Source organism: Enterobacter sp. CCUG 70166, from assembly GCF_020224095.1.
In the GTDB taxonomy this organism is placed as follows: Bacteria; Pseudomonadota; Gammaproteobacteria; order Enterobacterales; family Enterobacteriaceae; genus Enterobacter; species Enterobacter intestinihominis.
In genome coordinates this window covers 12,393-36,026 of record NZ_NRIQ01000046.1, presented here as the reverse complement: position 1 = coordinate 36,026, position 23,634 = coordinate 12,393, and the positions used below count along the sequence as shown (strand labels likewise).

The following is a 23,634-nucleotide window of genomic DNA, read 5'->3' as shown; positions in this document are numbered from 1 at the left end:
GGGGACACGGCCCCGGCACACTCTCACTCCACGAACAGCGATTCGACGACGTTGATCCAGCCGTGCTCGCTGGCGACCTCTTTCCCGTTCAGCCAGCGGCGCAGCATGTTCAGCGCCATCATCGCGCACACCTCCTGACGCACGGCCAGGCTGTGGCGGGTAATACTCATCTTCACCCGCAGGGCGTGCGTCCCTTCCGGCGTTGCCAGGGCAAAGTTGAGGTGCTCCTCATCCAGCCCGCCCACAAACAGCGCCAGCCCCGCGAAATGCTTCACTCTGCGCTCGGACGCCCAGCGCGCCGTCTGCGCCAGCGTCTCCTGCTGGAACGGCACCACTTCACTGGCCAGCAGCGGCGCACCCGCCCGGGTAAGCTGAAGCGCCAGAAGCCCACCGGTAAACTGCTCGCTTAGCGTCACGCTCAGCTGGCGGGACTGCAAATGCGCTGCGATCTGCGCCGGCAGCCCTTCCGTTCCTTCGAAAATCAGGCTTTCGCCAGCGACGCGCTGCACTTCCGGCCACAGTGCCAGCATAGCGGCTTTCTCTGACGCCGGTCCGGTCAGCTTCAGTTCAATAATCGGCATGGAGGAGCGATAGCCCATCGACACGCCGGGAGGCAGTTGCAGGTGATCGAGGCTCTGGGCCAGGTCGCTTTCCGAGCGGCCAAAGGTGGTCAGACGCAGGCACAGCGGCGGTTCAGGCAGCGTGAAGCGCGCGCGCAGGCGCGGCAGGATCTGCTGCTCGACCATCACTTTAAATTCCGACGGCACGCCCGGAGTGAAGAACATCAGGCAGCGGTTCAACTGAACGGCAAACCCGCAGGCGGTGCCGACCGGGTTATCAATCAGTTCCGCGCTGGCGGGAATTTCAGCCTGCTTGCGGTTGCTGGGGGCCATCACGCGGCCACGCTCGGAGAAAAATCGCTCCATCTGTGCCAGCCACGCCTCGTGCAGGACCAGGCCTTCACCTCTGGCCGTGGCGGCGGCCAGCGCGCTGAGATCGTCGCTGGTGGGCCCAAGCCCGCCGTTCACAATCAGCACGTCGCAGCGTTCGCTGCGCTCGCGCAGAACGTTGACCAGAGACTCAAGATTATCACCCACGGTGTTGCGGCGCGTTAACGGTAATCCTTGCTCAAAGAAGAGATCGGCGAGCCAGGCGGCATTGGTATCAATGATTTGCCCATGCAGCACTTCGTCGCCAGTGGATAACATTTCCACGTTTATCATTGTGTTCTCCCATTTCAATGGTCAAAACACTATAGCGCAATCGAAGACCGGGGGAAGAGAGAAACTGGCGCGACTGAACGCCGCGCCGAAAGGATTAGAAACCTGCGCTCACACCGATGTAGGGACCATCTGCCAGCGCGTTGTCGCGGTGGCCGTCTTTACCCGCCAGGTTCAGATAACGATAACCCGCTTCGATGGTGACAGGACGGATGATGGTCCAGCGTCCACCCACGTTGGCTTCCTCATAGCTATCGATACCGCTGGAGAGGGAATCCGGAGAGTAGTAGTACTCACCGAACAGGCCAAAGCTGTCGCCGATTTTCCACTGCAAACCGCCGCCCACTGCCGCCGCATAACCTTCGTCGCCGTCGTTCGGGTTGGTGTAAATCCCTTTACCGCCGACGGTCGCCAGGAAAGGACCCAAAGGTACGTTGAAGCCCAGCCCCAGGCTTGCCGCATCCCCATCGTCGTCGTTATGCGTCCAGCCGCCGGTCATCGCCAGGCCTGCGCTATCCGTGCCAAGACCAAAGCCCAGGTGGGTATAATCTTCGCCCGCCGAGCCGTTGAAGGAAATAGCGTTGGCTGCTGCCGATACAAACATCAGGCCTAAGCCCATTAATGCCACTTTTTTCATTGTCGTGATCCCGCACAATATATTCAGAGATGTCCAAAAACCGCGAGATTTTAACCTGACTGTCTGTGGGATCAATGCGCTCAGTGGACATCGGGCAATTAGTTTGTAACGATTTGATAATATCGGTATTTATATCATCAATAAAAAACGCATTTTTACGCACAAGCCGCCCAGATTTTCACTGGGCATCAGCTGAAGATGGCTGCGGTGCAGGCGGGCAATATCGTTGGCCAGCGCCAGGCCAATGCCGGACCCGGCGGCATCGCCCACGTTATCCAGCCGATGAAACGGCAGCATGGCCTGGGAGATCTGGTCTTCGGCAATACCCGGTCCGCTGTCCTCCACGCTCAGCTCAACGGCATCGTTATCCATGCGCAGGTACACCGTCACGATGCCCTGCTCCGGCGTGTATTTGATCGCGTTCTCCAGCAGGTTAGCGCAGAGTTCGCCCAGCAAAACGTCATCCCCCTCAATCATTACCGGCTGCTGTACGCCGTCATAACCGAGATCGATACCCTTGCTGCGCGCCTGCGCCAGCCGCGAAAAGCAGCAGTTTTGCACCACCTGTACCAGATCGACAGGGGCAAACTGTCGCTCCCCCTGCTCTTTCCGCTTCACCGCCGAAAGCTGTAAAAGCCTTTCCGTCAGCACGATGGTGTTATCCAGCGTAACGTTCATTGCCCGTAAGCTCTCCTGCCACAGCGCCGGATCGTTACGCGTCAGAGCAACGGATACCTGCGTTTTTAGCACCGCCAGCGGCGTTTTGAGCTGGTGTGAGGCATCGGCATTGAAGCGCTCCTGCCGCGAAAGTACGCCGCGCAACCGGTCGATGTAACGGTTAAACGCCACAATCAGCAGCCGCGTTTCCGACCAGGGCAGCAGCTCCGGCAGCGGGGCCAGCAGCCCGGACTCACGGCGCACCATCAGCGAAGAGAGTTGCCGCATTGGGCGCAGCACGCGGCGCAGCAGCCAGGCGGTCAGGACCAGCGTCAGCAGCACCAGCAGCCCCTGCGACACGAGTGAGGAAAACAGCAGCTGTGTGGCCAGATAGCGCCGCGACTGCAACGTTTCTGCGACATAAATTTCCGCCATCCCGAACACATTATCTTCGTTAACCGGCTGGAGCAGCTTCGCCACGCGGATCGCCTGCCCGCGATACTCGGTATGATAAAACCACGCCAGCGCCGGATAGTGAGTGGTGCGAGACGTGGAGGGAGGCATATTTGGCAGATCGTCATAGCCGGAGATCGTCCGCCCGTCAGGGTCAACCACCTTGTAGTAGAGGCGATCGTTCATGTTCAGCTCAAAGCTGTCGAGCACGACCCAGGGCACGTTCACCAGCAGCTTGCCCTTGTGCACCACCAGCCGCTCAGACACGGTGCGAGCCGAGGATAACAGCGTACGGTCATAGGCCTGCGTCGCCGCCTGTAGCGCGCTAACGTAGCTGTTAAAGGCTGACAGCCCCCATAACAGCAGCAGCGGCAAACCCAGAAAGAGCAAAAGTTGCAGGTAAAGCGACTGCGGCTTAACCCACTTCATCGCCGCACTCCAGCACGTAGCCCAGTCCCCGGAGGGTGGTGATCCGCACGCCGCTGCCGGTCAGCTTCTTACGCAGGCGGTGAATATAGAGATCGATACTCTCGGGGCTGACGTCGTCGTTCAGGCTGAACACCTGGTCGAAGAGCTGTTGCCGGGAGACGGGACGGGTCCGGCGGTGCATCAGCACCTTCAGTAAAGAGAGCTCGCGCGGCGTGAGGGAAAGGGGTTCATCGCGCAGCAGAAAAAAGCCTTCATCATCGTACTCCAGCTCTCCCAGCCGCTGGCGCTCCTGAGTTCGTCCTTCACTGCGGCGCAGCAACGCGCGCAGGCGGGCATCAAGCTCCTCCAGCTCGAACGGCTTCGGCAGATAGTCATCCGCCCCGGCATTCAGCCCTTTCACCCTGTCTGCCACGTTGCTGCGGGCGGTGAGAAACAGCACCGGCAGCGTCTGCCCGCGCTTTCTCAGACGATGCACCACCTCCAGCCCGTCGAAGCCGGGCATGCCGATATCAAGGATCGCGACGGCATAGTTTTCCCCCTGCAAAAGGTGATCGGCCGCCCGTCCATCGTTGACGCAATCCACGGCAAATCCGCTTTGTACCAGCGCTTTCTCCAGCCAGTGAGCCAGCTCACGATTATCTTCCGCGAGTAAGAGACGCATATCACATCCTGTAAAGTTGGTGTCGCAGTGAAAGGGAAATGAAAGGTTATTGTTTTAACAATCACGCAACGGAACCGCTACAAGGTGGTTCACATAATCAGAAAAAAGACACCCGTACCCGTACTCCCGGTTCTCCGGCGTGAGGATAAACGATGAAAAAACAATTACTTTCTACCCTTGCTGCAAGCGCATTGCTGTTGAGTGCCTCTGTCGTCCAGGCGCAGGACACCCCGTCCCGCACCGAGTGTATCGCCCCGGCCAAACCCGGCGGCGGCTTCGACCTGACCTGTAAGCTGATTCAGGTCAGCCTGCTGGAGACGAAGGCCATTGAGAAACCGATGCGCGTCACCTACATGCCCGGCGGCGTGGGCGCGGTAGCCTATAACGCCATCGTCGCCCAGCGCCCTGCTGAACCCGGCACCGTGGTGGCCTTCTCCGGCGGCTCGCTGCTGAACCTGTCGCAGGGGAAATTTGGTCGTTATGACGTAAATGACGTGCGCTGGCTCGCCACCGTGGGCACCGATTACGGCATGATCGCCGTTCGCGCCGACTCCCCGTGGAAATCCCTGAAAGATCTGCTGACCGCCATGGAAAAAGATCCAAACAGCGTGGTGATTGGCGCAGGCGCCTCTATCGGCAGCCAGGACTGGATGAAAGCCGCGCTGCTGGCGCAGCAGGCCAAAGTGGATCCGCACAAAATGCGCTACGTGGCCTTTGAAGGCGGCGGTGAGCCGGTGACGGCGCTGATGGGCAATCACGTGCAGGCAGTATCGGGCGATCTCAGCGAAATGGTGCCCTACCTGAGCGGGGATAAGATCCGCGTGCTGGCGGTCTTCTCGGAAAACCGTCTGCCGGGCCAGCTGGCAGACGTCCCAACCGCCAAAGAGCAGGGTTATAACCTGGTCTGGCCGATCATCCGTGGCTTCTTCGTCGGGCCAAAAGTGACCGACGCCGAGTACCAGTGGTGGGTGGATACCTTCGCAAAACTTCAGCAAACCGAGGAGTTCAAAAAACAGCGCGATCTGCGCGGGCTGTTTGAGTTCAACCTGAACGGCAAGCAGCTGGACGAGTACGTGAAAAAACAGGTGAATGACTACCGCGAACAGGCGAAAGCCTTTGGTCTTGCGAAATAACCGGAGGCGCTATGAGCGATCGCATTTTTGCAGGGATATGGCTGCTGCTCTGCATTGGCGGCCTGTTCGTCGCCTGGCAGATCCACAGCGAATACAGCTATGAACCCGTGGGGCCACGCCCCTTTCCCGTCGGCATTGTCGGCCTGATGCTGCTCTGTTCGGTGGCCCTGCTGCTGCGCCATCCGGACACCGTGGAGTGGCCGCCACGCCGCACGCTGCAACGTCTGCTGGTAATGGTGATTGTTCTGCTGATGTACGCGTGGGGCTTTGAGTGGCTCGGCTTCCCGATCGCCACCGCCCTGCTGACGATGGTGATTGGCATACTGTTTAACGCCTCGCTGCCTGCGGCGGGGATCTCCGGGGTCGTACTGGGCATTTTACTCTGGTACGCCTTCGACCGCCTGCTGGACGTGACCCTGCCGCTCGGCGCATGGTTTAACTAACGGAGCACGCTATGGATACCTGGATCTATCTCTCTCAGGGGTTCGCGGTAGCGATGACCCCGGAAAACCTGGTAATCGCCCTGATAGGCTGTTTCGTCGGGACGATCGTTGGCCTGCTGCCGGGCCTTGGGCCTATCAACGGCGTGGCGATTTTACTGCCGCTGGCCTTTGCGCTGCACCTGCCTGCGGAATCGGCGTTGATCCTGCTGGCGACGGTTTATATCGGCTGCGAATACGGGGGGCGTATTTCCTCGATACTGCTTAACGTTCCCGGCGATGCCGCCGCCATTATGACCGCGCTGGATGGCTATCCGATGGCACAGCAGGGACGCGGCGGCGTGGCGCTCTCTATTTCCGCCGTCAGCTCGTTCTTTGGCTCCCTGATCGCCATTGGCGGCATCATCCTCTTCGCCCCAGCGCTGGCCCAGTGGTCGCTGGCGTTTGGTCCGGCTGAGTATTTTGCCCTGATGGTATTCGCCATCGCCTGTCTCGGCAGCATGATGGCGCAGAATCCGCTGAAGTCGTTTTTGTCTGCGTTGATTGGCCTCAGTCTGGCCACCGTCGGGGTGGATGCCAACACCGGGGTTTATCGTTTTACCTTCGACAGCGTTCATCTCTCCGACGGCGTGCAGTTTATCGTTGTGGTGATTGGTCTGTTCTCTGTCTCAGAAATCTTACTGATGCTGGAACATACCAGCAGCGGGCAGACGCTGGTGCGTAAAACCGGACGAATGCTCTTTAATGCCAAAGAGGGGGCGCAGTGTGTGGGTGCCACCCTGCGTTCAGCGGTGATCGGTTTCTTCGTCGGCATTCTGCCAGGCGCGGGGGCGACTATCGCCAGCGCCATCACCTACATGACCGAGAAAAAGCTGAGCGGTAACAGCGACAGCTTCGGCAAAGGCGATATCCGCGGCGTGGCGGCGCCGGAGGCGGCGAATAACGCCTCGGCCTGCGGCTCGTTTATCCCGATGCTGACCCTCGGCGTGCCGGGTTCCGGCACCACGGCGGTGATGATGGGCGCGCTGACGCTCTATAACATCACCCCGGGTCCGGCGATGTTTACCGAGCAGCCCGATATCGTCTGGGGCTTGATTGCGGCGCTGCTGATCGCCAACGTGATGCTGCTGGTGATGAACATCCCGCTGATCGGGCTGTTCACCCGCATGCTGACCATTCCCCTGTGGTTCCTGGTCCCGGCCATCGCCGCCGTCTCTGCGGTTGGGGTGTACGCGGTGCACAGCACCACCTTCGACCTGGTGTTAATGGTGCTGCTCGGCGTGCTGGGCTACATTCTGCGCAAGATGCACTTCCCGATGTCGCCGCTGATTTTAGGGTTTGTATTGGGGGAAATGCTGGAGCAGAACCTGCGCCGCGCCCTCTCCATCAGCAATGGCAACATGGCGATCCTGTGGGAGAGCAGCGTGACGAAGATCCTGCTGGCGATGGCGATCATGGTGATTGTCGTGCCGCCGGTGCTGCGCTGGATGCGTCGACGCCAGCAGAAACCGCAGCCGGATATCGGCTGATTAGCCCCTCAACAGGGCATTGACCCACTGCCTTAACGCCTGGCGGGAAATCTTTATCCCGCCATTTTTCAGTTCTGACGGCAGCGCCAGCCAGTGTACCGGCTGCTCAAAGCGCGCCAGCCTGCCCTGAACCCACTCCGGCAACAGCGTGATATCCGTGCCCGGCTCACATTCCACTACCGCCACCGGGCGTTGCCCGTATTCGGCGTCATCCAGCGGGACGATAAACACCTGGCTAACCTGCGGATGTGTGACGATAACGCGCTCCAGCGCTTCCGGCTGGATCCCTTCTCCGCCGCTGAAAAAGAGATTGTCCATTCGGCCCAGAATGGTCAGGCGTCCGTCATGCCACTCGCCGCGATCGCGGGTGGCGAACCAGCCCTGCTCGTTGACCAGCGGCAGTAAGGCGCCGTCTCGCCAGTAGCCCGCCGCCATGCTTTCCGCCCGGATCCAGACTTCACCGTTCACCACCTGAAGGTCTCTGCCCGGCAGCGCGCTGCCCACGTCCGGCGCGCCGTCGGCCTCTTTGGCGCAGACGGTGGAGGCGAACTCGGTCAGACCGTAGCCGCAGAACGTGCGGATCCCCTGCTTGCGCGCCTGTTCGGTCAGCTCAACGGGGATTTCCGCCCCGCCGAGCAGCACGGCTTTCAGCGCAACGGGATGGTGTGAATTGAGCAGCCGCCACAGCTGCGTCGGCACCAGCGAGGCGTGGGTACAGCCCTGCAGGGCCTGCTCCAGCGGCTGTTTTTCACGCACGGTGAGACGGCCTCCGCCCTGCAACCAGCGCCACAAAATCCCCTGACCGGAGACGTGAAACAGCGGCAAGGACAGCAGCCAGTCGTCATCACCGCCATAAGGCATCAGCGACAACACGCCTTTTGCGCTGGCAAGGTGGGCGGCACAGGTGTGCACCGCCGCTTTCGGCAAGCCGGTGGAGCCGGAGGTGAGCGTCATTGAGGCCAGCCGTTCTGCCCGCCACGTCACGCCGCCCTGCCCCTCGCCCTCTCTTAATACCAGCCCAGGCAGACCGTCATACTCACCGTTAAGCACCAGCGCAAAGCGCAGGGTCATCTGCGGCAGGAGGACGTCCAGCAGCGGTCGGGGAAGCTGAGGGTTCACCGGCAAAATGCGGGCGCCGCACTGAAGCAACGCCAGCCAGGCCAGCAGGGTCTGCGGATGGTTGTGGGCGAGCAGCATGACGCCGTCACCGTCCCTGACACCCTGAGACTGAAAACCGGCTGCCAGACGATCGATACGCTCGCCCAGCTGTGACCAGTTGAGCGTTATATCGTCTAAACGCAGCGCGGGTGTATCGGCACTCCTGGAGCGCCAGTGCCGCCACGGCCAGTCGGTAAAAGTCATTGCAGCGGCTCCAGCGTCCCGACATCAAGGCACGGCAAGGTGCTGTCCGGCCACTGGCGAATCAGCTGGGCCTGCATCAGGTTTAGCGTATCAAGACCGGGAACGGTGTCCGGCGTTAACCATGCAGCGATACGCGCCAGTTGCGTCAGCCCGAGGCTGGATTCGATGGATGAACTGATCACCGCCGTCAGCCCTGCGGCATGGGCCGCCGCAACCTGCTCGCGCACCTTGTCGAGGCTGCCGGTCAGCGTTGGCTTAATGACCACGGCCCCGACGCCCGGCTCGGCGACAAACGTAAAACCGACTTCGCGCAGGCTCTCATCCCAGGCAATGGCAATGCCGGTTTCCCGGGCGAAGGCGCGAGAGTCGTCGCGCGTTTTGCACGGCTCTTCGAGAAACGCGATGCGGTTGCGGTACGCCGGGTTGACGTACTTCGCAAACTGCTGCGCCCTGAGCGGCGTCCAGGCGCGGTTGGCGTCCAGGCGCAGGTGCAGATCGGGAATGGCTTCCAGTAACAGGTTAACCACCATTCCGTCGCGCACCGCTTCGTACAGGCCGACCTTAATTTTCGCCACCTTCTCGCCAGGCATCCCGGAGAGCAGCGCGAAAAGTTCATCCGGATCGCCGGAACAGAGCGGCGCGGCGCGATAATTCGCCGCATCCGGCAAACAGCCGTCCAGCTCTGCCAGCGCGCAGCTGATGCCGAACGCGACAGAAGGAACGTCCGGCAGCGACGGATCTGCCCCCTCACGCCATTCGTGCGTCCAGGCCATCAGCGCCGCCTGCGCCTCATCCAGCGTTTCCAGGCTAAAGCCCGGAAGCGGGGCGATTTCGCCCCACCCTTCCCGCTCGCCCTGCCGGAGATGCACGAAAAAGCCATCACGGGTTTTTAACCGCCTTTCACGCAGTACCACGCCCGCGTCCATCGGTATCTGCCAGCGGTAAACCTGCGCGCGACGCATTACGGGTTCCGTTTGTATTTGCTGAAGTCTGGCTGGCGTTTTTCGTTGAACGCGTTGCGCCCTTCCTGACCCTCTTCGGTCATATAGAACAGCATGGTGGCGTTACCCGCCAGCTCCTGAAGTCCCGCCTGACCGTCACAGTCGGCGTTGAGGGCCGCTTTCAGGCAGCGCAGCGCCATTGGGCTGTTTTGCAGCATTTCGCGACACCAGCGCACGGTCTCTTTTTCCAGATCGGCGATCGGCACCACGGTGTTAACCAACCCCATGTCCAGCGCTTCCTGGGCGTTGTACTGACGGCACAGGAACCAGATTTCGCGGGCTTTTTTCTGGCCGACGATGCGCGCCATGTAGGATGCCCCCCAGCCGCCGTCGAAGGAGCCAACTTTCGGGCCAGTCTGACCGAAAATGGCATTTTCCGCCGCGATAGTCAGGTCACACATCATGTGCAGCACGTGACCGCCGCCGATGGAATAACCTGCCACCATCGCAACCACCGGTTTTGGACAGGTGCGGATCTGGCGCTGGAAATCCAGCACGTTCAGGTGGTGCGTGCCGGCATCATCCTGGTATCCGCCGTAGTCGCCGCGGACTTTCTGATCGCCACCCGAGCAGAAGGCTTTCTCCCCTTCCCCGGTGAGGACGATGACGCCGATGTTGTCGTCGTAGCGTGCATCCGCCAGCGCCTGGATCATCTCTTTTACGGTCAGCGGACGAAACGCGTTGCGTACCTGTGGACGATTGATGGTGATTTTGGCGATACCATCGGCGGATTTGTGGTAGCGAATGTCGGTGTAGCCTTCGGAGCAGTCCTGCCATTCAACCGGCGCGTAAAGCATGTTTTCATCAGGATAGATCATAGCGTGTCCTTTGTTCGATAACGTAGTATCTGAGCCAGACTCGCGGCAACCGCTTCCGGGTTGTCCCGGTGGGCGTTGTGTCCGGCATGAGGGATAGCATGACGCATGGCGTTAAGTTCAGCAGCGATGGCTGCAAACTTCCCGTCACGTTCGCCATAGAGATAGTCGAAAGAAAAATCACGCGCGGTGAGCGCGGGACGTAATTCAGGCTGAACGGCAAGCGAGGTGGCTTCCAGCATCTCAGCCAGCCTCGGGCCGTTGTTCCGGCTACGCAGCGCGATCAGTGCGTTGCGCTGTTCATCCGTAAGGGAGGTAAAGACCGGCTGTTGATACCAGTCGGCAAAGACGGCTTCAAGCGGCTCACTGCGAAAACGTGACGCCCAGCGGCGGTCCGAGGTCAGCCGCGCCTGGCGCGCCTCGACGTCTTGCAGCCCAGGGTGTCCACCTTCCACAATCACCCCGTCTAACCCCGCAGGATGCTGGCAGGCATGGAACATCGCAATGCGGCCACCGAGTGAGTACCCTACCAGCCAGTAATTTAGTATGTTGTAACTAATTAAGGTATGCGTGAGCAATTCACTTACCTCTGCAAACCCCGTCACGCCCGTATCCGCTGAACCACCGTGCCCGGGCAGGTCAAGGTAGAGCCTGGGGTAGTCATGCAGCGACGCCCCAACGGTCTGCCACTCACGACAGTCGCCGGAAAAACCGTGCAGGAAAACCAGCCAGGGGTAGCCTGGTTTTCCGGGCTGAGTGACGCCAGCGAGGATCACAGGTGACTCACCTGCGCCAGCAGATGTTGCAGCTTCTGCGCGCCGTCAGAATCGTTTACCACCAGCTCAATCAGCGTCGCGCCAGGCTGCCGCCAGGCGGTGTTCAGCGCCGTCTCCAGCGCGTCCCAGTTTTCCGGGCGATGGTACTTCAGGCTGAACATGGCGGCGGCGTGTTCGAACTGCACGTTTTGCGGCATCAGATAGAAGCGCTCACGTTCGCTTTGCGGCGTCGGCAGCAGGGAGAAAATCTGTCCGCCGTTATTGTTAACAACAATCAGCACGAACGGAGCCGACGCCTGACGCAGGAGCGCCAGCGCGTTGAGATCGTAGAGGGCTGAGAGATCCCCCACAATCGCCAGCGTGGATTTTGCGCTGGCCCGCTGTACGCCAGCGGCGGTGGAGATCAGCCCGTCAATGCCGCTCGCGCCCCGGTTGCTGTATACCGGATAACCCGCGGGCAGATGCGAAAAGGCGTCAATCAGGCGCACCACCAGGCTGTTACCGACAAAAAGTTGCCCCTGCTCGGGAAGATATTTGCGGATACGGTGCGCCAGCCCGGCTTCACTGAACTCCTCGCACTGCGCTTTGGTGAGTTCCCACGCCTGACGCGACAGCGCCGGGATCTCCACCGCCCAGGGTTTGCGTTTTTCCGCCGGATGCAATTCCAGCCAGCTGTCAATATCGCTCACCAGGCGGCGACCGCGATGGTGCGCCGGGTCAAGGCGTCCTTCGAGCGGATCCACCAGCCAGTACTCTTCTGGCGTACAGGTGGCCTGCCACTGGAGCAGTCGCTTGCCCGTCAGGCTCGAGCCCAGCTGGACGACAATTTGCGCCTGCGCCAGCTCGGTGACCGCTTTCGCGTTCCCCAGCCAGAGGTCAGCGCAGGGCAGCGGCTGGCCCGTCTGGGAAAGCACGTCACCAATCAGCGGCCAGCCAAGCGTTTGTGCCCACTCCGCCGCCAGCTTGCCTTCCGCCGCACTCATCCGCCCGGCAATCACCACCCCGCGCTTCTGGCGCCAGAAGAACCAGTCGCGCTGCTTAGCGCTTTCCAGATGCGTCTGCTCACGCAGCCAGGGCTTTTCGCTCTCCCACCATTCTCCCAGCTGCTGTTGCCAGGCTAGGCCGGTCTCGTTCATTTCGCCGTACAGCGGTTCGGCAAACGGGCAGTTAATGTGCAGCCCGCCGCTGCGCAGTGCGTTCATGGCGTGGTCGAGAGTTGAGACCAGCCAGCTGGCGGGAATATCCTGGGTGGGGCGCGGCAACGAGACCGTCTGTGAAGGATGCGAGGCAAAAATGCCAGGCTGACGAATCGCCTGGTTCGCGCCGCAGTCAATAAGTTCCGGAGGACGATCGGCGGTGAGTAAAATCAGCTTTTCGCCGGTTAACCCCGCTTCAATCAGGGCCGGATAGAGGTTTGCCACCGCCGTGCCGGAAGTCACTATCACCGCCACGGGCGCGTTGCTGACTTTCGCCAGCCCGAGCGCCATGTGGCCGAGACCACGCTCGTCAAAATGGGTGTGATGAATAAAAGCCCTGTTTTCCGCCGCAGCAAGGGTGAGCGGCGTGGAGCGAGAGCCCGGAGCAATACACACATGCCTGACACCATGGCGGGTCAGGGCTTCAAGGATCACCGTCGCCCAGCGTCGGTTAAAAGAACTTACTGACATGAGATTGTCCAGTATCAAGAATGCGACACAGTATAAATAATAGAAAAAGTCAGAATTTTGATATGAATCGGGATTGCACGAATCAGTATTAATCCCTCAGGAGGAGGGAACGCAGCCCGGCGGCCTTATTTTCGATCTCCTGCCACTCCTGCTCTGGATCGGAGCCGCTGACGATGCCCGCCCCCGCATAAAGACGAAGCGCGGCGTCATGAACGCGGGCGGAGCGTAATGCCACGCAGAACTCGCTTTGATCGCGCGATAAATAGCCCGCCGATCCGGCGTACCACTCCCGGTCAAACGGCTCCACTTTCGCAATAAATTCTCGCGCTGCCTGACGCGGCAGCCCGGCCACCGCCGCCGTCGGTTGCAGAATATGCAGACACTGCTCGTCATCAGACTGTTTGAGTTCGGTCCAGATACAGCGGCGTAAATGCTGCACCTTGCGCAGACGCAGCACCTGCGCTGGGAGGATCTCCAGCGTCCGGGTATGGTGCTGAAGACGCTGGCAGATATCTTCCACCACCAGCATATTTTCCCGCTGATTTTTGTCGTCGTTCATCAGCCAGTCGCCCAGACGCTGGGCCTGCTTATCGTCAGAATGGCTGGCGACGGTGCCTGCCAGCGCTTCAGTGCGCAGCAGCATGCCGCGTCGCCGCCACAGTCGCTCGGGCGTCGAGCCGAGGAACGCGTTGCTGGCGTCAAAGACCATACAAAAATGATAGCAGTTGAGGTTTAGCGCGCGGCTGGCGGCCATTAGCGCGATAGCGTTCACGGGCTGCTGGCACTGCACGTCTGTAGCACGTGCGAGCACCACTTTCTCAAAATCGCCGCGAGCAAGGGTATCCGTCGCCTGACGAATCAACGCCAGCCATTCCGGTTTTTCCGGATGATGGGTTTCCTGCACAATCTGCACGGACAACGGGCGGATCGGCGCGGCGTCGCGCAGGTTATCAATAAACTTCAGTGCGTCACCGGCATCATCACACAGCGACGTTTCGCTCCACAGTTGCAGGCGCAGCGTGGCGACCCCGCCAGACCGTCGCCAGAGAAGGCGCGGTAAAAACAGCTTTCCCTGTGCCGGGTTGAAGGCGTTCAGGCCGCAGATACGGGTATCATTGGCTACGTCATGGGTGTGCAAAAACCGGGAGGCCGAGGCCAGAGAGTCAAAATGGGCGAGGCTTCCGAGCGCGGCAAGTTCTTCATCACCGCTCCGCTGTTGCCAGTAAAACTGGGGATAGCATCGCTGCACACCCAGCCAGGCCAGCGGATCGAAGGCGTCGTTTAACGGGAAAGAGACATCGAAATGGCGTAAACCGGGTGTAGCGGGTAACGCTTGCGCAAGCTGAGTGCGCAGGCGTTCCAGCGCGATGGAAATCGAATGCACGCGAACCTCTCCCTGTTAAAACCTTACATTATACGGGGTACTGATAATAAATAGCAGTACCCACGTGTAGGGAGGGGTTTACCGGCTTAACGACGGGCTAACAGCAGGCCCAGCACCAGCCCTACGGCCGCACCGACCCCAATGCCCTGCCATGGCTTTTCGTGCACATAATCGTCGGCACGATAAACCGCCTGTTTGGCGCGGTAGTAGTAATTGTCGGATGCGTTGCTGACGCGGTTTTTCACGTCATGCAGCGCCTGCTCGGCGCGGGCTTTGAGCTCAATGTACTTCTGATCGGCAGGATCGCCTGAAGAGCGCAGTACTTCTTCCAGCGTTTCGCTTAACAGCGTTAAATCGTCGTCTGCTCGGGTATCCCAGGATTGAAATGACATATTTTTCTCCATGTTAGTACACCAGTCCGATAACTATAGACAACGTCTCGCTATTGCGCCTGTTTCGCTTCGCGCGCCATACCGATGTGTGGGATGCCATCTTCATCGTAAATGTCCGTGACCGGGGTAAAACCAAAATGGCCATAGAATGATTGCAAATGCGCCTGCGCGCCCAGGTATAACGCCTTGTCTGGCCACCGTTTCAGGCATGCGTCCAGCGTTTTTTCCATCAGCTGATAGCCCAGCTTTTCACCGCGCGCGCTTCCGCTGATAATGACGCGGCCAATGACGACAGGGTCAAAATCCTCTTCGCTTTTCAGAATCCTCGCATACGCCACCAGCTCGTTATCGCGCCAGCCGAGGATGTGCCGGTTCTCGCCGACCAGGTCATCGCCGTCGATATCCTGATACGGGCAGGTTTGTTCAACCACAAAAACTTCGCAGCGCAGTTTGAGCAGGGCGTAGAGTGACTGAATAGTCAGTTCGCTGTGGTGTAGATCTTGCCACTGGATCATGTGTTTCTCCTTCCTGGGGTTCATCACGTTATACTAAACCCCTTCCCATTCGGCAAAGGGCTGATTGCGTTATGGAACTGATTTTTCTGGGTACGTCCGCGGGCGTGCCAACCCGCTCACGCAACGTGACGGCGATTCTGCTGGATCTTAAGCATCCTACCCGCGGCGGGCTGTGGCTGTTTGACTGCGGCGAAGGTACGCAGCATCAGTTGCTGCATACCTCATACCACCCGGGGAAAGTGGATAAAATATTTATCACCCATCTGCACGGCGACCATCTGTTTGGCCTGCCGGGCCTGCTGTGTAGCCGTTCGATGGCCGGTAACGCTAACCCGCTGACCATTTATGGCCCTGCGGGTATTCAGGCATTCGTTGAGACCACGCTGCGCCTGAGCGGCTCGTGGACCGATTATCCGCTGGAGGTGGTTGAGATCGGCGAAGGTCTGGTGTTCGACGACGGAGATTACCAGGTGCGCGCTTACCCGCTTAACCATCCGGTGGAATGCTACGGCTATCGCGTTGAGGAGCATGACAAGCCCGGCGCGCTGAACGCCGCCGCGTTGCAGGCCGATGGGGTGAAACCTGGCCCGCTGTTCCAGCGTCTGAAGCACGGCGAGACCGTCACGCTGGAAGACGGGCGCGTCATCAACGGTCAGGATTACCTTGCGCCGCCGCAGCCGGGCAAAAAACTGGCTATTTTTGGGGATACCGCCCCCTGCCCTTCGGCGCTCCGGCTTGCCGGGGGTGTGGATGTGATGGTGCATGAGGCAACGCTGGAAGCGGCGATGGAAGAAAAAGCCAATAGCCGGGGGCACAGCTCAACGCGTCAGGCCGCGCAGCTGGCGCGCGAGGCTGGCGTCCGGAAACTGATTGTCACTCACGTCAGCTCACGCTATGACGTCCGCGGCTGTGAAAGCCTGCTGGCAGAGTGTCGGGAGGTGTTCCCGGCATGCGAGCTGGCGGAAGATTTTGCTCAGGTCAGCGTTTAGTCCTTCATTTTTCCCTCAGGGTGCCGATAACGATTAAAAGGCCAGCATTTCTCTTGAGGGTAGAATGGATAATTTCCAGAAAGATATTGATGACAGGGCGAACCTGACCCAGTCCAACCGTTTTGAACTGTTGCTGTTCCGTCTTGGCACCTCTCTGAACGAAAATAAATCCGAGCTGTTCGGCATCAACGTGTTCAAACTGCGCGAAATTGTGCCGATGCCGACCTTCACCAAACCAGCGGGAATGAAGTCTCCGCTGATGGGGATGGTAAATATTCGCGACCAGGTGATCCCGGTGATCGATCTGGCCGCCGTCGCCGGCTGCAAGCCAGCCACCGGGCTAAACATTTTGCTGATCACCGAATATGCCCGCAGCGTGCAGGCGTTTGCCGTGGAATCGGTGGAGAACATCATGCGTCTCGACTGGAAGCAGGTGCACGCCGCGGAAACCGCCGTCAGCGGTCGCTACATCACCAGCATTGCCTGTCTGGACGATAAGACCGATACCAACGATCTGGCAATGGTGCTCGACGTGGAGCAGATCCTGTATGACATCACCCCGGCGAACCACGATCTGCACGCCACCCATCTGGAAACCACCAAATTCAACATCAAGCCTGGCTCTGTCGCGATTGTTGCTGAAGACTCGAAAGTAGCGCGCTCAATGCTGGAGAAGGGATTGCAGGCAATGGAGATCCCGGCTCAGCTGCATATCACCGGCAAAGACGCATGGGAGAAAATCACTCAGCTGGCCGCGCAGGCTCAGGCTGAGGGCGTCCCCGTTACCGATAAGATTGCCCTGGTATTAACCGACCTCGAAATGCCGGAGATGGACGGCTTTACGCTGACGCGCAAAATCAAAACTGACCCGGTACTGAAAGATATTCCGGTGGTGATCCACTCGTCTCTTTCCGGCAACGCGAACGAAGATCATATACGCAAAGTGAAGGCTGACGGCTATGTGGCGAAGTTTGAGCTGAATGAGCTGTCGTCGGTGATTGAAGAGGTGCTGGACCGCTCGATGAAGAAGATTGACGGGCCGCTTATAAGCAGGAAGCAGTTAGCTTAGTCGGGTGGCGCTTCGCTTACCCGACCTACAAGACCTGTAGGCCCTGCAAGCGTAGCGCCGCTGGGCAATAAAAAACCCGCCGAGGCGGGTTTTTTGCTTTTACATCAGCGGCATCGCGCGCTGCACAATCTCAATCAGCGGCTGCGGATAGATACCGAAGATTAGCACCAGAAGCGCGGAGATCAGCACCACGATCCCCCCGGCGCTGTACTGCCAGTTGGACGGTGCATCACGGTTGAGCTGCTGAGGCGCGCTCAGGTACAGGCTCACAGCCACACGCAGGTAGTAGTAAAGACCAATCGCGGAGCCGATAACGACACCGGCAGTCAGCCACCACAGACCCGCCTGCACACCGACGGCCAGCACGTAGAACTTACCGATAAAGCCCAGCGTCATCGGGATACCCGCCAGAGAGAGCATCATCACGGTCATTACCGCAGACAGAATCGGACGGTGCCAGAACAGACCACGGTAGGAGAACAGGGAATCTGCATCCGGGCCACGGTACGGGCTGGACATCAGGCTCACCACGCCGAACGCGCCGAGGCTGCTGAACAGGTAACCGGCCAGATACACACCCACGGTTTCCATCGACATCTCACCGCTTTGCAGCGCAATCAGCGCCACCAGCAGGTAGCCCAGATGGGAGATTGAGGAGTAGCCCAGCAGACGCTTAATGTTGGTCTGGCTCAGCGCCATCAGGTTACCGAAGATGATGGAGACGAACGCGATAATGCCCAGCACCACGCGAACCGCTTCGCTGTCACCCACCGGGGCGTACAGGAACAGACGCATGACCACGCCAAAGATAGCGATTTTGCTCGCCGTCGCCAGGAAGGTAGAGACCGGCGCTGGCGCACCCTGATAAACGTCTGGCGTCCACAGGTGGAACGGCACCAGAGAGAGTTTAAAGCCAAGGCCAACAATCATCATGCCCAGACCCGCCAGCAGCAGCGGCTCATGCATCATGCCGTCGCCGAGGCTCTTGCCGAGCGCCAGGAAGGAGAGGTTACCCGTCTGTGCATACAGCAGCGCGATACCGAACAGCAGGAACGACGACGCAGCAGCGGACATGATGGTGTACTTGATCGCCGCTTCCAGTGAGCGTTTCTGGCGGAAGGCGTAACCAATCAGGCCGAACAGCGGCAGTGAGATCAGCTCAATACCGAGGAACAGCGCGGCCATGTGGTTCGCGTTCGCCAGCAGAATGCCGCCCAGTGCGGCAATCAGTACCAGCAGGTAAAACTCTTCTTTGTTGTCGTTGTACCCTTCGAGCCACGGGTACGCAAAGGTACAGGTTGCCAGGCTCGCCAGCAGCACCAGACCGGTGTAGAGCATGGCGTAGCCGTCAACGCGCATCAGCGGCGTGACGTCCATTGCGCCCGCCTGGCCAACAAACCAGAGGGAGACTAACGCAGCGTTCAGACCCAGAACGGACAGGGTCGCATTCAGGAAGTGATTGCGTCGCCACGCAATGGAGAGCATCACAACCACCACCGTCAATCCGACGATCAGCAGCGGTAGCAGCGCGATCAGTTGTTGTGGAGTTATTGTCATGGCGAATTACGGCCTTGTAGTAGAAGCAGAATTAACAAACCACTGCTGGATGTTACCCATCGCGGAGTGCGAGGTATCCAGAATCGGCTGCGGATAGAAGCCCAGCAGCACCAGCAGTACGACCAGCAGCAGGATGATGGACAGCTCACGCAGCGACATCCCCGGCAGTTCTTTAGCAGCAATTTCGCTCTTCGCTTTACCGAAGTAGGCGCGGTGCAGCATCGCCAGCGAGTACACGGAGGCGAACACCAGACCAAAGGTGGAGATGACGGTAATCATCGGAACCACTTTGAAGCTGCCGAACAGAATCATAAATTCGCCAACGAAGTTACCGGTACCTGGCATACCCAGGGTGGCAACCGCGAAGAACATGGAGAGTGCAGGCAGCCATTTCATTTTGCCCCACAGGCCGCCCATCATACGCATGTCGCGGGTATGCAGACGTTCGTACAGCTGACCGCACAGGATGAAGAGACCGGCAGCGGACAAGCCGTGCGCAATCATCTGGATCACCGCGCCCTGGTACGCCAGCTGGCTACCGGTGTAGATGGCAATCAGTACGAAGCCCATGTGGGAAACGGAGGTGTAAGCAATCAGACGTTTGATGTCGTACTGCGTGAAGGCCATCCATGCACCGTAGAAGATACCGATCACGCCAAGCCACATGGCAATCGGCGCAAACTCTGCGGAGGCGTTCGGGAACAGCGGCAGGGAGAAACGCAGCAGACCGTAGGCCGCCGTTTTCAGCAAGATACCCGCCAGGTCAACGGAACCCGCCGTTGGCGCCTGAGAGTGCGCGTCCGGCAGCCAGCCGTGCAGCGGAACTACCGGCATTTTCACCGCGAAGGCGATGAAGAAGCCGAGCATCAGCAGGTATTCCACACCGTGGGACATCGGGGTCTTCAGCAGATCTTCATAGTTGAAGGTCCAGACGCCGGTGGCGTTGTAATGCACAAACACCAGCGCCAGGATGGCAATCAACATCACCAGACCACTCGCCTGGGTGTAGATGAAGAACTTGGTGGCCGCCGTGATACGCGTTTTACCGTCGGATGCCTTGTGGCCCCACAGCGCGATCAGGAAGTACATCGGCACCAGCATCATCTCCCAGAAGAAGAAGAACAGGAACATGTCGATGGCCAGGAACACGCCGATAACGCCGCCCAGGATCCACATCAGGTTCAGGTGGAAGAAGCCCTGGTATTTTTCGATTTCTCGCCAGGAGCAGAGTACCGCCAGAACGCCGAGCAGACCGGTCAGCACGACCATCAGCAGCGACAGACCGTCAATCGCAAGGTGGATCGTGATACCGAAACGTGGGATCCACGGCAGAATGAACTCAGATTGCCACTGCGGAAGGCCCGCAGACTGGGTCAATGAGTAGCCACCCTGCAACCACAGTTGCAGGCCAAGCGCGAGCGTCAATCCCATGGTGATCAGCGCGATCCAGCGCGGCATCTTCACGCCAAAGCGTTCAGTCTGCCAGCACAGGAAGCCGCCGATGAAGGGAATTAATATTAGCCAGGGTAATAACATGGCGATTTTTATTCCTTGTTAAAGTCCCTCAGGGACCGATTTTCAACGAATTCGACAAAATTCACGTGTTAGTGCGGTTTGTGGTGTCGGGTGACGATCACGCTTACCCGACCTACGGTCTCGTAGGCCCGGTAAGCGCAGCGCCACCGGGCAAAAACCACTATCGCAACACCATCAGCAGCGCCAGCACGACAACCGCACCGATGCTCATGGATGCCACATACCAGCGCAGATAGCCGTTCTCGCTGTACAGCAGGCCTTTACCTGCAAAGCGAGAGAGGATCGCCGGGATATTCATCAGGCTGTTCAGCGGATCGCGCTTCAACAGCCACGCAATGCCCAGGAACGGCTTCACGAAGATCATGTCGTACAGCCAGTCGAAGCCCCATGCGTTGTACCACCAGGTGCCCAGCAGACGGCCCGGCGCGCTGTTGGCAACGGCAGTCACCAGCGTGCGTTTGCCCAGCCACAGCCATGCGGCAATCAGGATGCCCGCGATAGCCACAACGCCGGAGGTGATTTCAAGCGTCAGAACGCGACCGTGCTCAAGCTCGGTTGTTGCCGGCAGTACGCCCTGCAACGGTGGCACAATCATCGCGCCAACGAAGGTGGAGAGTACCAGCAGCACAATCAGCGGCAGGTGGTGGGTAATCCCCTTCCCTGCGTGGGCGTGAATTTGTTCTTTACCGTGGAAGACGATGAAAATCATACGGAAGGTGTACAGGGAGGTCATAAACGCACCGACCAGACCCGCAACCATCAGATTGATATGACCATTCGCCATGGCGCCCGCCAGGATTTCATCCTTACTGAAGAAGCCTGCGGTAATCAGCGGCAGTGCCGCCAGCGCCGCGCCGCCTACCAGGAAGCAGATATAGACCAGCGGGATGGACTTACGCAGTCCGCCCATTTTGAAGATATTCTGCTCGTGGTGGCAGGCCAGGATCACCGAACCGGATGAGAGGAACAGCAGCGCTTTAAAGAACGCGTGCGTCATCAGGTGGAAAATGGCTGCGTCCCACGCCTGAACGCCCAGCGCCAGGAACATGTAACCAATCTGGCTCATGGTGGAGTACGCGAGAACGCGTTTGATGTCGGTCTGCACCAGTGCGGCAAAGCCTGCCAGCACCAGCGTAACCGCACCGACGATACCCACCAGATGCAGAATTTCCGGGGTCATCAGGAACAGGCCATGGGTACGCGCAATCAGGTAGACACCGGCGGTGACCATGGTCGCAGCGTGGATCAGCGCGGAGACAGGGGTTGGACCCGCCATCGCGTCGGCAAGCCATGTCTGCAACGGCAGCTGTGCGGATTTACCCACAGCACCACCCAGCAGCATCAGCGTTGCCCACCACAGCATGTTGTTGCCTGCTTCGAAGTGCGCTGGCGCCAGTTCCACCATTTCGCGGAAGTTCAGCGTGCCCAGTTCGTTGTAGAGAATGAACAGCGCGAAAGCGAGGAAGACGTCACCCACACGGGTCACGACGAACGCTTTCATGGCCGCTGCGCCATTCTTCGGATCGGTGTAGTAGAAACCGATCAGCAGGTAAGAGCACAGACCCACGCCTTCCCAGCCCAGATACATCAGCAGCAGGTTATCGGCCAGCACCAGAACCACCATGCTGGCGATAAACAGGTTGGTGTAGGCGAAGAAGCGGGAGTATCCCTCTTCACCGCGCATGTACCAGGAGGCGAACATGTGGATCAGGAAGCCGACGCCGGTGACCACGGAGAGCATGGTCAGAGACAGACCATCCAGCACCAGGTTGAAACCGATGTTGAAGTTACCGACCGACATCCAGTTCCACAGCGGCACGCTATAGGCCTGACGTCCATTGTTAAAGAAATCGATACCCGCATACGCTGTCACCAGCGCAGCCAGACCGATTGAGCCAATGCCCACGGTGGCAGACAGATTCTCAGACCAGCGGCCGCGAGAAAATGCCAGCAGCACGAAGCCAATCAGCGGAAAAATAATGGTTAAGGCAAGCATGTTCATCCACGCAACTCACTTACTGAATCGATGTTCAGGTTCTGGCGGCGACGATGGAGCTGCAGCAACAGCGCCAGGCCAATACTCGCTTCGGCAGCCGCGAGGCTGATGGCGAGAATGTACATCACCTGACCGTCGGCCTGGCCCCAGTAGCTACCGGCGACCACAAAGGCCAGCGCGGAAGCGTTGATCATGATTTCCAGACCGATCAGCATAAACAGCAGATTGCGGCGGATAACCAGACCGGTTAAGCCCAGAACGAACAAAATCGCAGCGAGGATCAGTCCATGTGTTAAGGGGATCATGCGCGCTCCTCCGTTTTTCTTTTCGCACGGTCATCAGTGCGGTTGCTCAGCACCTCACCAACACGTTCTTCGCGACCGACGTGGAAGGCAACAACCAGACCCGCCAGCAGCAGCATAGAGGCCAGTTCAACCGCCAGAACGTACGGACCAAACAGCGCAATACCAACAGCCTTGGCGCTGATTGGCGTGCCGTCAATGCCCTGGTCGTTAACGCCCAGAATAGCGTAAACAATCACCACCAGCATGATGGCCGACAAAATTGCCGGGCCAATCCACACCTGCGGTTTTAACCATTGACGTTCCTGCTCAATTTCAGAGCCGCCCAGGTTGAGCATCATCACCACGAACACGAACAGCACCATAATGGCACCCGCGTAGACGATAATTTCCAGCGCACCGGCGAAGTGCGCGCCCAGCGCAAAGAACACCCCGGAAATAGCCAGCAGCGAAATGATTAAATACAGCAACGCATGCACCGGATTGGTGTGCGTGATCACTCGCAGCGTAGCCAGGATGGCGATAAGGCCACAGATATAAAAAGCGAATTCCATTGCCCTCTCCTTACGGTAACAGGCTCTTGACGTCGATAGGCTTAGCTTCGTTCTCTGCTTCGCCCTTATCTTTGCCGTCGATTGCCATACCCGCCATCCGGTAGAAGTTATATTCCGGGTATTTGCCCGGACCGGAAATCAGCAGATCCTCTTTCTCGTACACCAGGTCCTGACGCTTGTACTCACCCAGCTCGAAGTCTGGAGTCAGCTGAATCGCCGTGGTTGGGCACGCTTCTTCACACAGACCGCAGAAAATGCAGCGTGAGAAGTTGATGCGGAAGAACTCAGGGTACCAGCGGCCGTCCACCGTCTCGGCTTTCTGCAGAGAGATACAGCCTACCGGACACGCTACCGCACACAGGTTACAGGCTACGCAGCGCTCGGAACCGTCCGGGTCGCGCGTCAGCACGATACGGCCACGGTAGCGCGGCGGCAGATATACCGGCTCTTCCGGATACATCCGGGTTTCGCGTTTGGCAAACGCGTGCAGGCCGATCATCCAGATACTGCGTACCTGGGTGCCAAAGCCTACGAGTAATTCTTTTAAGGTCATGATCTCA

The 23,634-nt window shown here is 59.1% G+C and carries 23 protein-coding genes; 5 read left to right on the top strand and 18 right to left on the bottom strand.

Annotation, left to right across the window (positions count from 1 at the left end; genetic code table 11):
• Window positions 1-23 precede the first annotated feature (23 nt).
• From CKK19_RS19715 to tctD, 4 genes are all read right to left on the bottom strand, one after another.
• Window positions 24-1,223 carry a nicotinamide mononucleotide deamidase-related protein YfaY gene (locus tag CKK19_RS19715; RefSeq protein WP_023300615.1) on the bottom strand — a complete coding sequence of 400 codons (1,200 nt, stop codon included), beginning with the start codon at window positions 1,221-1,223 and terminating at the stop codon, window positions 24-26.
• A gap of 94 nt (window positions 1,224-1,317) precedes the next feature.
• Complete coding sequence (locus tag CKK19_RS19710; RefSeq protein ID WP_022648809.1) at window positions 1,318-1,857, bottom strand: YfaZ family outer membrane protein; 540 nt, start codon at window positions 1,855-1,857, stop codon at window positions 1,318-1,320.
• Window positions 1,858-1,986: 129 nt separating this feature from the next.
• Window positions 1,987-3,396: a sensor histidine kinase gene (locus CKK19_RS19705; protein ID WP_063854238.1), complete on the bottom strand. Its 1,410-nt coding sequence runs from the start codon at window positions 3,394-3,396 to the stop codon at window positions 1,987-1,989.
• On the bottom strand, window positions 3,383-4,057 hold the full coding sequence (gene tctD / locus CKK19_RS19700; protein WP_046619087.1) for a transcriptional regulator TctD: 675 nt from the start codon (window positions 4,055-4,057) through the stop codon (window positions 3,383-3,385). Before tctD ends, CKK19_RS19705 begins: the two co-directional genes overlap by 14 nt.
• 152 nt (window positions 4,058-4,209) lie before the next feature.
• On the opposite strand from tctD, the gene CKK19_RS19695 reads away from it, so the two are divergent.
• Genes CKK19_RS19695 through CKK19_RS19685 form a run of 3 tightly spaced genes read left to right on the top strand, consistent with a single transcriptional unit; the run spans window position 4,210 to window position 7,159 of the window.
• Complete coding sequence (locus CKK19_RS19695) at window positions 4,210-5,190, top strand: Bug family tripartite tricarboxylate transporter substrate binding protein (protein ID WP_022648812.1); 981 nt, start codon at window positions 4,210-4,212, stop codon at window positions 5,188-5,190.
• An 11-nt stretch (window positions 5,191-5,201) separates the two neighbouring features.
• Window positions 5,202-5,633, top strand: coding sequence for a tripartite tricarboxylate transporter TctB family protein (locus CKK19_RS19690; protein ID WP_022648813.1), 432 nt, complete (start codon window positions 5,202-5,204; stop codon window positions 5,631-5,633).
• Between the two features lie 11 nt (window positions 5,634-5,644).
• Window positions 5,645-7,159 (top strand): tripartite tricarboxylate transporter permease, encoded by a 1,515-nt coding sequence (locus CKK19_RS19685; protein WP_022648814.1) that lies wholly within the window; start codon window positions 5,645-5,647, stop codon window positions 7,157-7,159.
• Here CKK19_RS19685 and menE read toward each other — a convergent pair whose 3' ends face one another.
• The 8 genes from menE to CKK19_RS19645 form a co-directional block, all read right to left on the bottom strand.
• The gene (menE, locus tag CKK19_RS19680) at window positions 7,160-8,521 is read right to left on the bottom strand and encodes an o-succinylbenzoate--CoA ligase (RefSeq protein WP_063854239.1); all 1,362 of its coding nucleotides are present in this window, start codon (window positions 8,519-8,521) and stop codon (window positions 7,160-7,162) included.
• The gene (gene menC / locus CKK19_RS19675; RefSeq protein WP_058646997.1) at window positions 8,518-9,483 is read right to left on the bottom strand and encodes an o-succinylbenzoate synthase; all 966 of its coding nucleotides are present in this window, start codon (window positions 9,481-9,483) and stop codon (window positions 8,518-8,520) included. The genes menE and menC overlap by 4 nt, the downstream gene beginning before the upstream one ends.
• The gene (menB, locus tag CKK19_RS19670) at window positions 9,483-10,340 is read right to left on the bottom strand and encodes a 1,4-dihydroxy-2-naphthoyl-CoA synthase (RefSeq protein WP_013098093.1); all 858 of its coding nucleotides are present in this window, start codon (window positions 10,338-10,340) and stop codon (window positions 9,483-9,485) included. The genes menC and menB overlap by 1 nt, the downstream gene beginning before the upstream one ends.
• Window positions 10,337-11,113 (bottom strand): 2-succinyl-6-hydroxy-2,4-cyclohexadiene-1-carboxylate synthase, encoded by a 777-nt coding sequence (gene menH / locus CKK19_RS19665; protein ID WP_063854240.1) that lies wholly within the window; start codon window positions 11,111-11,113, stop codon window positions 10,337-10,339. The genes menB and menH overlap by 4 nt, the downstream gene beginning before the upstream one ends.
• A complete protein-coding gene (menD, locus tag CKK19_RS19660; protein WP_063854241.1) occupies window positions 11,110-12,780 on the bottom strand; it encodes a 2-succinyl-5-enolpyruvyl-6-hydroxy-3-cyclohexene-1-carboxylic-acid synthase in 1,671 nt (556 codons plus the stop codon). The genes menH and menD overlap by 4 nt, the downstream gene beginning before the upstream one ends.
• An 88-nt stretch (window positions 12,781-12,868) precedes the next feature.
• The gene (menF, locus tag CKK19_RS19655; protein ID WP_023306637.1) at window positions 12,869-14,164 is read right to left on the bottom strand and encodes an isochorismate synthase MenF; all 1,296 of its coding nucleotides are present in this window, start codon (window positions 14,162-14,164) and stop codon (window positions 12,869-12,871) included.
• 86 nt (window positions 14,165-14,250) lie between these two features.
• Entirely contained in the window at window positions 14,251-14,556 is a 306-nt protein-coding gene (gene elaB / locus CKK19_RS19650; RefSeq protein WP_022648821.1) for a stress response protein ElaB, read from the bottom strand.
• A 50-nt stretch (window positions 14,557-14,606) separates the two neighbouring features.
• On the bottom strand, window positions 14,607-15,071 hold the full coding sequence (locus CKK19_RS19645; RefSeq protein ID WP_023300622.1) for a GNAT family N-acetyltransferase: 465 nt from the start codon (window positions 15,069-15,071) through the stop codon (window positions 14,607-14,609).
• 71 nt (window positions 15,072-15,142) lie between these two features.
• Between CKK19_RS19645 and rbn the strand changes: the two genes are divergently transcribed.
• Complete coding sequence (gene rbn / locus CKK19_RS19640) at window positions 15,143-16,060, top strand: ribonuclease BN (protein ID WP_022648823.1); 918 nt, start codon at window positions 15,143-15,145, stop codon at window positions 16,058-16,060.
• Window positions 16,061-16,124: 64 nt separating this feature from the next.
• Entirely contained in the window at window positions 16,125-17,129 is a 1,005-nt protein-coding gene (locus tag CKK19_RS19635) for a chemotaxis protein (RefSeq protein WP_023306639.1), read from the top strand.
• A 99-nt stretch (window positions 17,130-17,228) separates the two neighbouring features.
• Here CKK19_RS19635 and nuoN read toward each other — a convergent pair whose 3' ends face one another.
• From nuoN to nuoI, 6 genes are all read right to left on the bottom strand, one after another.
• The gene (gene nuoN, locus CKK19_RS19630; protein WP_046619075.1) at window positions 17,229-18,686 is read right to left on the bottom strand and encodes an NADH-quinone oxidoreductase subunit NuoN; all 1,458 of its coding nucleotides are present in this window, start codon (window positions 18,684-18,686) and stop codon (window positions 17,229-17,231) included.
• Between the two features lie 6 nt (window positions 18,687-18,692).
• Window positions 18,693-20,222, bottom strand: a complete 1,530-nt coding sequence (gene nuoM / locus CKK19_RS19625; protein ID WP_023300624.1) for an NADH-quinone oxidoreductase subunit M — start codon at window positions 20,220-20,222, stop codon at window positions 18,693-18,695.
• 160 nt (window positions 20,223-20,382) lie between these two features.
• The gene (gene nuoL / locus CKK19_RS19620; RefSeq protein WP_023300625.1) at window positions 20,383-22,224 is read right to left on the bottom strand and encodes an NADH-quinone oxidoreductase subunit L; all 1,842 of its coding nucleotides are present in this window, start codon (window positions 22,222-22,224) and stop codon (window positions 20,383-20,385) included.
• Window positions 22,221-22,523, bottom strand: a complete 303-nt coding sequence (nuoK, locus tag CKK19_RS19615) for an NADH-quinone oxidoreductase subunit NuoK (protein WP_006176506.1) — start codon at window positions 22,521-22,523, stop codon at window positions 22,221-22,223. The genes nuoL and nuoK overlap by 4 nt, the downstream gene beginning before the upstream one ends.
• On the bottom strand, window positions 22,520-23,074 hold the full coding sequence (nuoJ, locus tag CKK19_RS19610) for an NADH-quinone oxidoreductase subunit J (protein WP_006176507.1): 555 nt from the start codon (window positions 23,072-23,074) through the stop codon (window positions 22,520-22,522). The genes nuoK and nuoJ overlap by 4 nt, the downstream gene beginning before the upstream one ends.
• A gap of 10 nt (window positions 23,075-23,084) precedes the next feature.
• Window positions 23,085-23,627, bottom strand: coding sequence for an NADH-quinone oxidoreductase subunit NuoI (gene nuoI / locus CKK19_RS19605; RefSeq protein ID WP_003861491.1), 543 nt, complete (start codon window positions 23,625-23,627; stop codon window positions 23,085-23,087).
• Window positions 23,628-23,634 lie beyond the last annotated feature (7 nt).

Excerpts from the sequence above, each read along its gene's own strand:
- CKK19_RS19715 (WP_023300615.1), bottom strand. The coding sequence starts at position 1,223 with ATGATAAACGTGGAAATGTTATCCACTGGCGACGAAGTGCTGCATGGG.
- CKK19_RS19710 (WP_022648809.1), bottom strand. The coding sequence starts at position 1,857 with ATGAAAAAAGTGGCATTAATGGGCTTAGGCCTGATGTTTGTATCGGCA.
- CKK19_RS19705 (WP_063854238.1), bottom strand. The coding sequence starts at position 3,396 with ATGAAGTGGGTTAAGCCGCAGTCGCTTTACCTGCAACTTTTGCTCTTT.
- tctD (WP_046619087.1), bottom strand. The coding sequence starts at position 4,057 with ATGCGTCTCTTACTCGCGGAAGATAATCGTGAGCTGGCTCACTGGCTG.
- CKK19_RS19695 (WP_022648812.1), top strand. The coding sequence starts at position 4,210 with ATGAAAAAACAATTACTTTCTACCCTTGCTGCAAGCGCATTGCTGTTG.
- CKK19_RS19690 (WP_022648813.1), top strand. The coding sequence starts at position 5,202 with ATGAGCGATCGCATTTTTGCAGGGATATGGCTGCTGCTCTGCATTGGC.
- CKK19_RS19685 (WP_022648814.1), top strand. The coding sequence starts at position 5,645 with ATGGATACCTGGATCTATCTCTCTCAGGGGTTCGCGGTAGCGATGACC.
- menE (WP_063854239.1), bottom strand. The coding sequence starts at position 8,521 with ATGACTTTTACCGACTGGCCGTGGCGGCACTGGCGCTCCAGGAGTGCC.
- menC (WP_058646997.1), bottom strand. The coding sequence starts at position 9,483 with ATGCGTCGCGCGCAGGTTTACCGCTGGCAGATACCGATGGACGCGGGC.
- menB (WP_013098093.1), bottom strand. The coding sequence starts at position 10,340 with ATGATCTATCCTGATGAAAACATGCTTTACGCGCCGGTTGAATGGCAG.
- menD (WP_063854241.1), bottom strand. The coding sequence starts at position 12,780 with ATGTCAGTAAGTTCTTTTAACCGACGCTGGGCGACGGTGATCCTTGAA.
- elaB (WP_022648821.1), bottom strand. The coding sequence starts at position 14,556 with ATGTCATTTCAATCCTGGGATACCCGAGCAGACGACGATTTAACGCTG.
- CKK19_RS19645 (WP_023300622.1), bottom strand. The coding sequence starts at position 15,071 with ATGATCCAGTGGCAAGATCTACACCACAGCGAACTGACTATTCAGTCA.
- rbn (WP_022648823.1), top strand. The coding sequence starts at position 15,143 with ATGGAACTGATTTTTCTGGGTACGTCCGCGGGCGTGCCAACCCGCTCA.
- CKK19_RS19635 (WP_023306639.1), top strand. The coding sequence starts at position 16,125 with ATGGATAATTTCCAGAAAGATATTGATGACAGGGCGAACCTGACCCAG.
- nuoN (WP_046619075.1), bottom strand. The coding sequence starts at position 18,686 with ATGACAATAACTCCACAACAACTGATCGCGCTGCTACCGCTGCTGATC.
- nuoM (WP_023300624.1), bottom strand. The coding sequence starts at position 20,222 with ATGTTATTACCCTGGCTAATATTAATTCCCTTCATCGGCGGCTTCCTG.
- nuoL (WP_023300625.1), bottom strand. The coding sequence starts at position 22,224 with ATGAACATGCTTGCCTTAACCATTATTTTTCCGCTGATTGGCTTCGTG.
- nuoK (WP_006176506.1), bottom strand. The coding sequence starts at position 22,523 with ATGATCCCCTTAACACATGGACTGATCCTCGCTGCGATTTTGTTCGTT.
- nuoJ (WP_006176507.1), bottom strand. The coding sequence starts at position 23,074 with ATGGAATTCGCTTTTTATATCTGTGGCCTTATCGCCATCCTGGCTACG.
- nuoI (WP_003861491.1), bottom strand. The coding sequence starts at position 23,627 with ATGACCTTAAAAGAATTACTCGTAGGCTTTGGCACCCAGGTACGCAGT.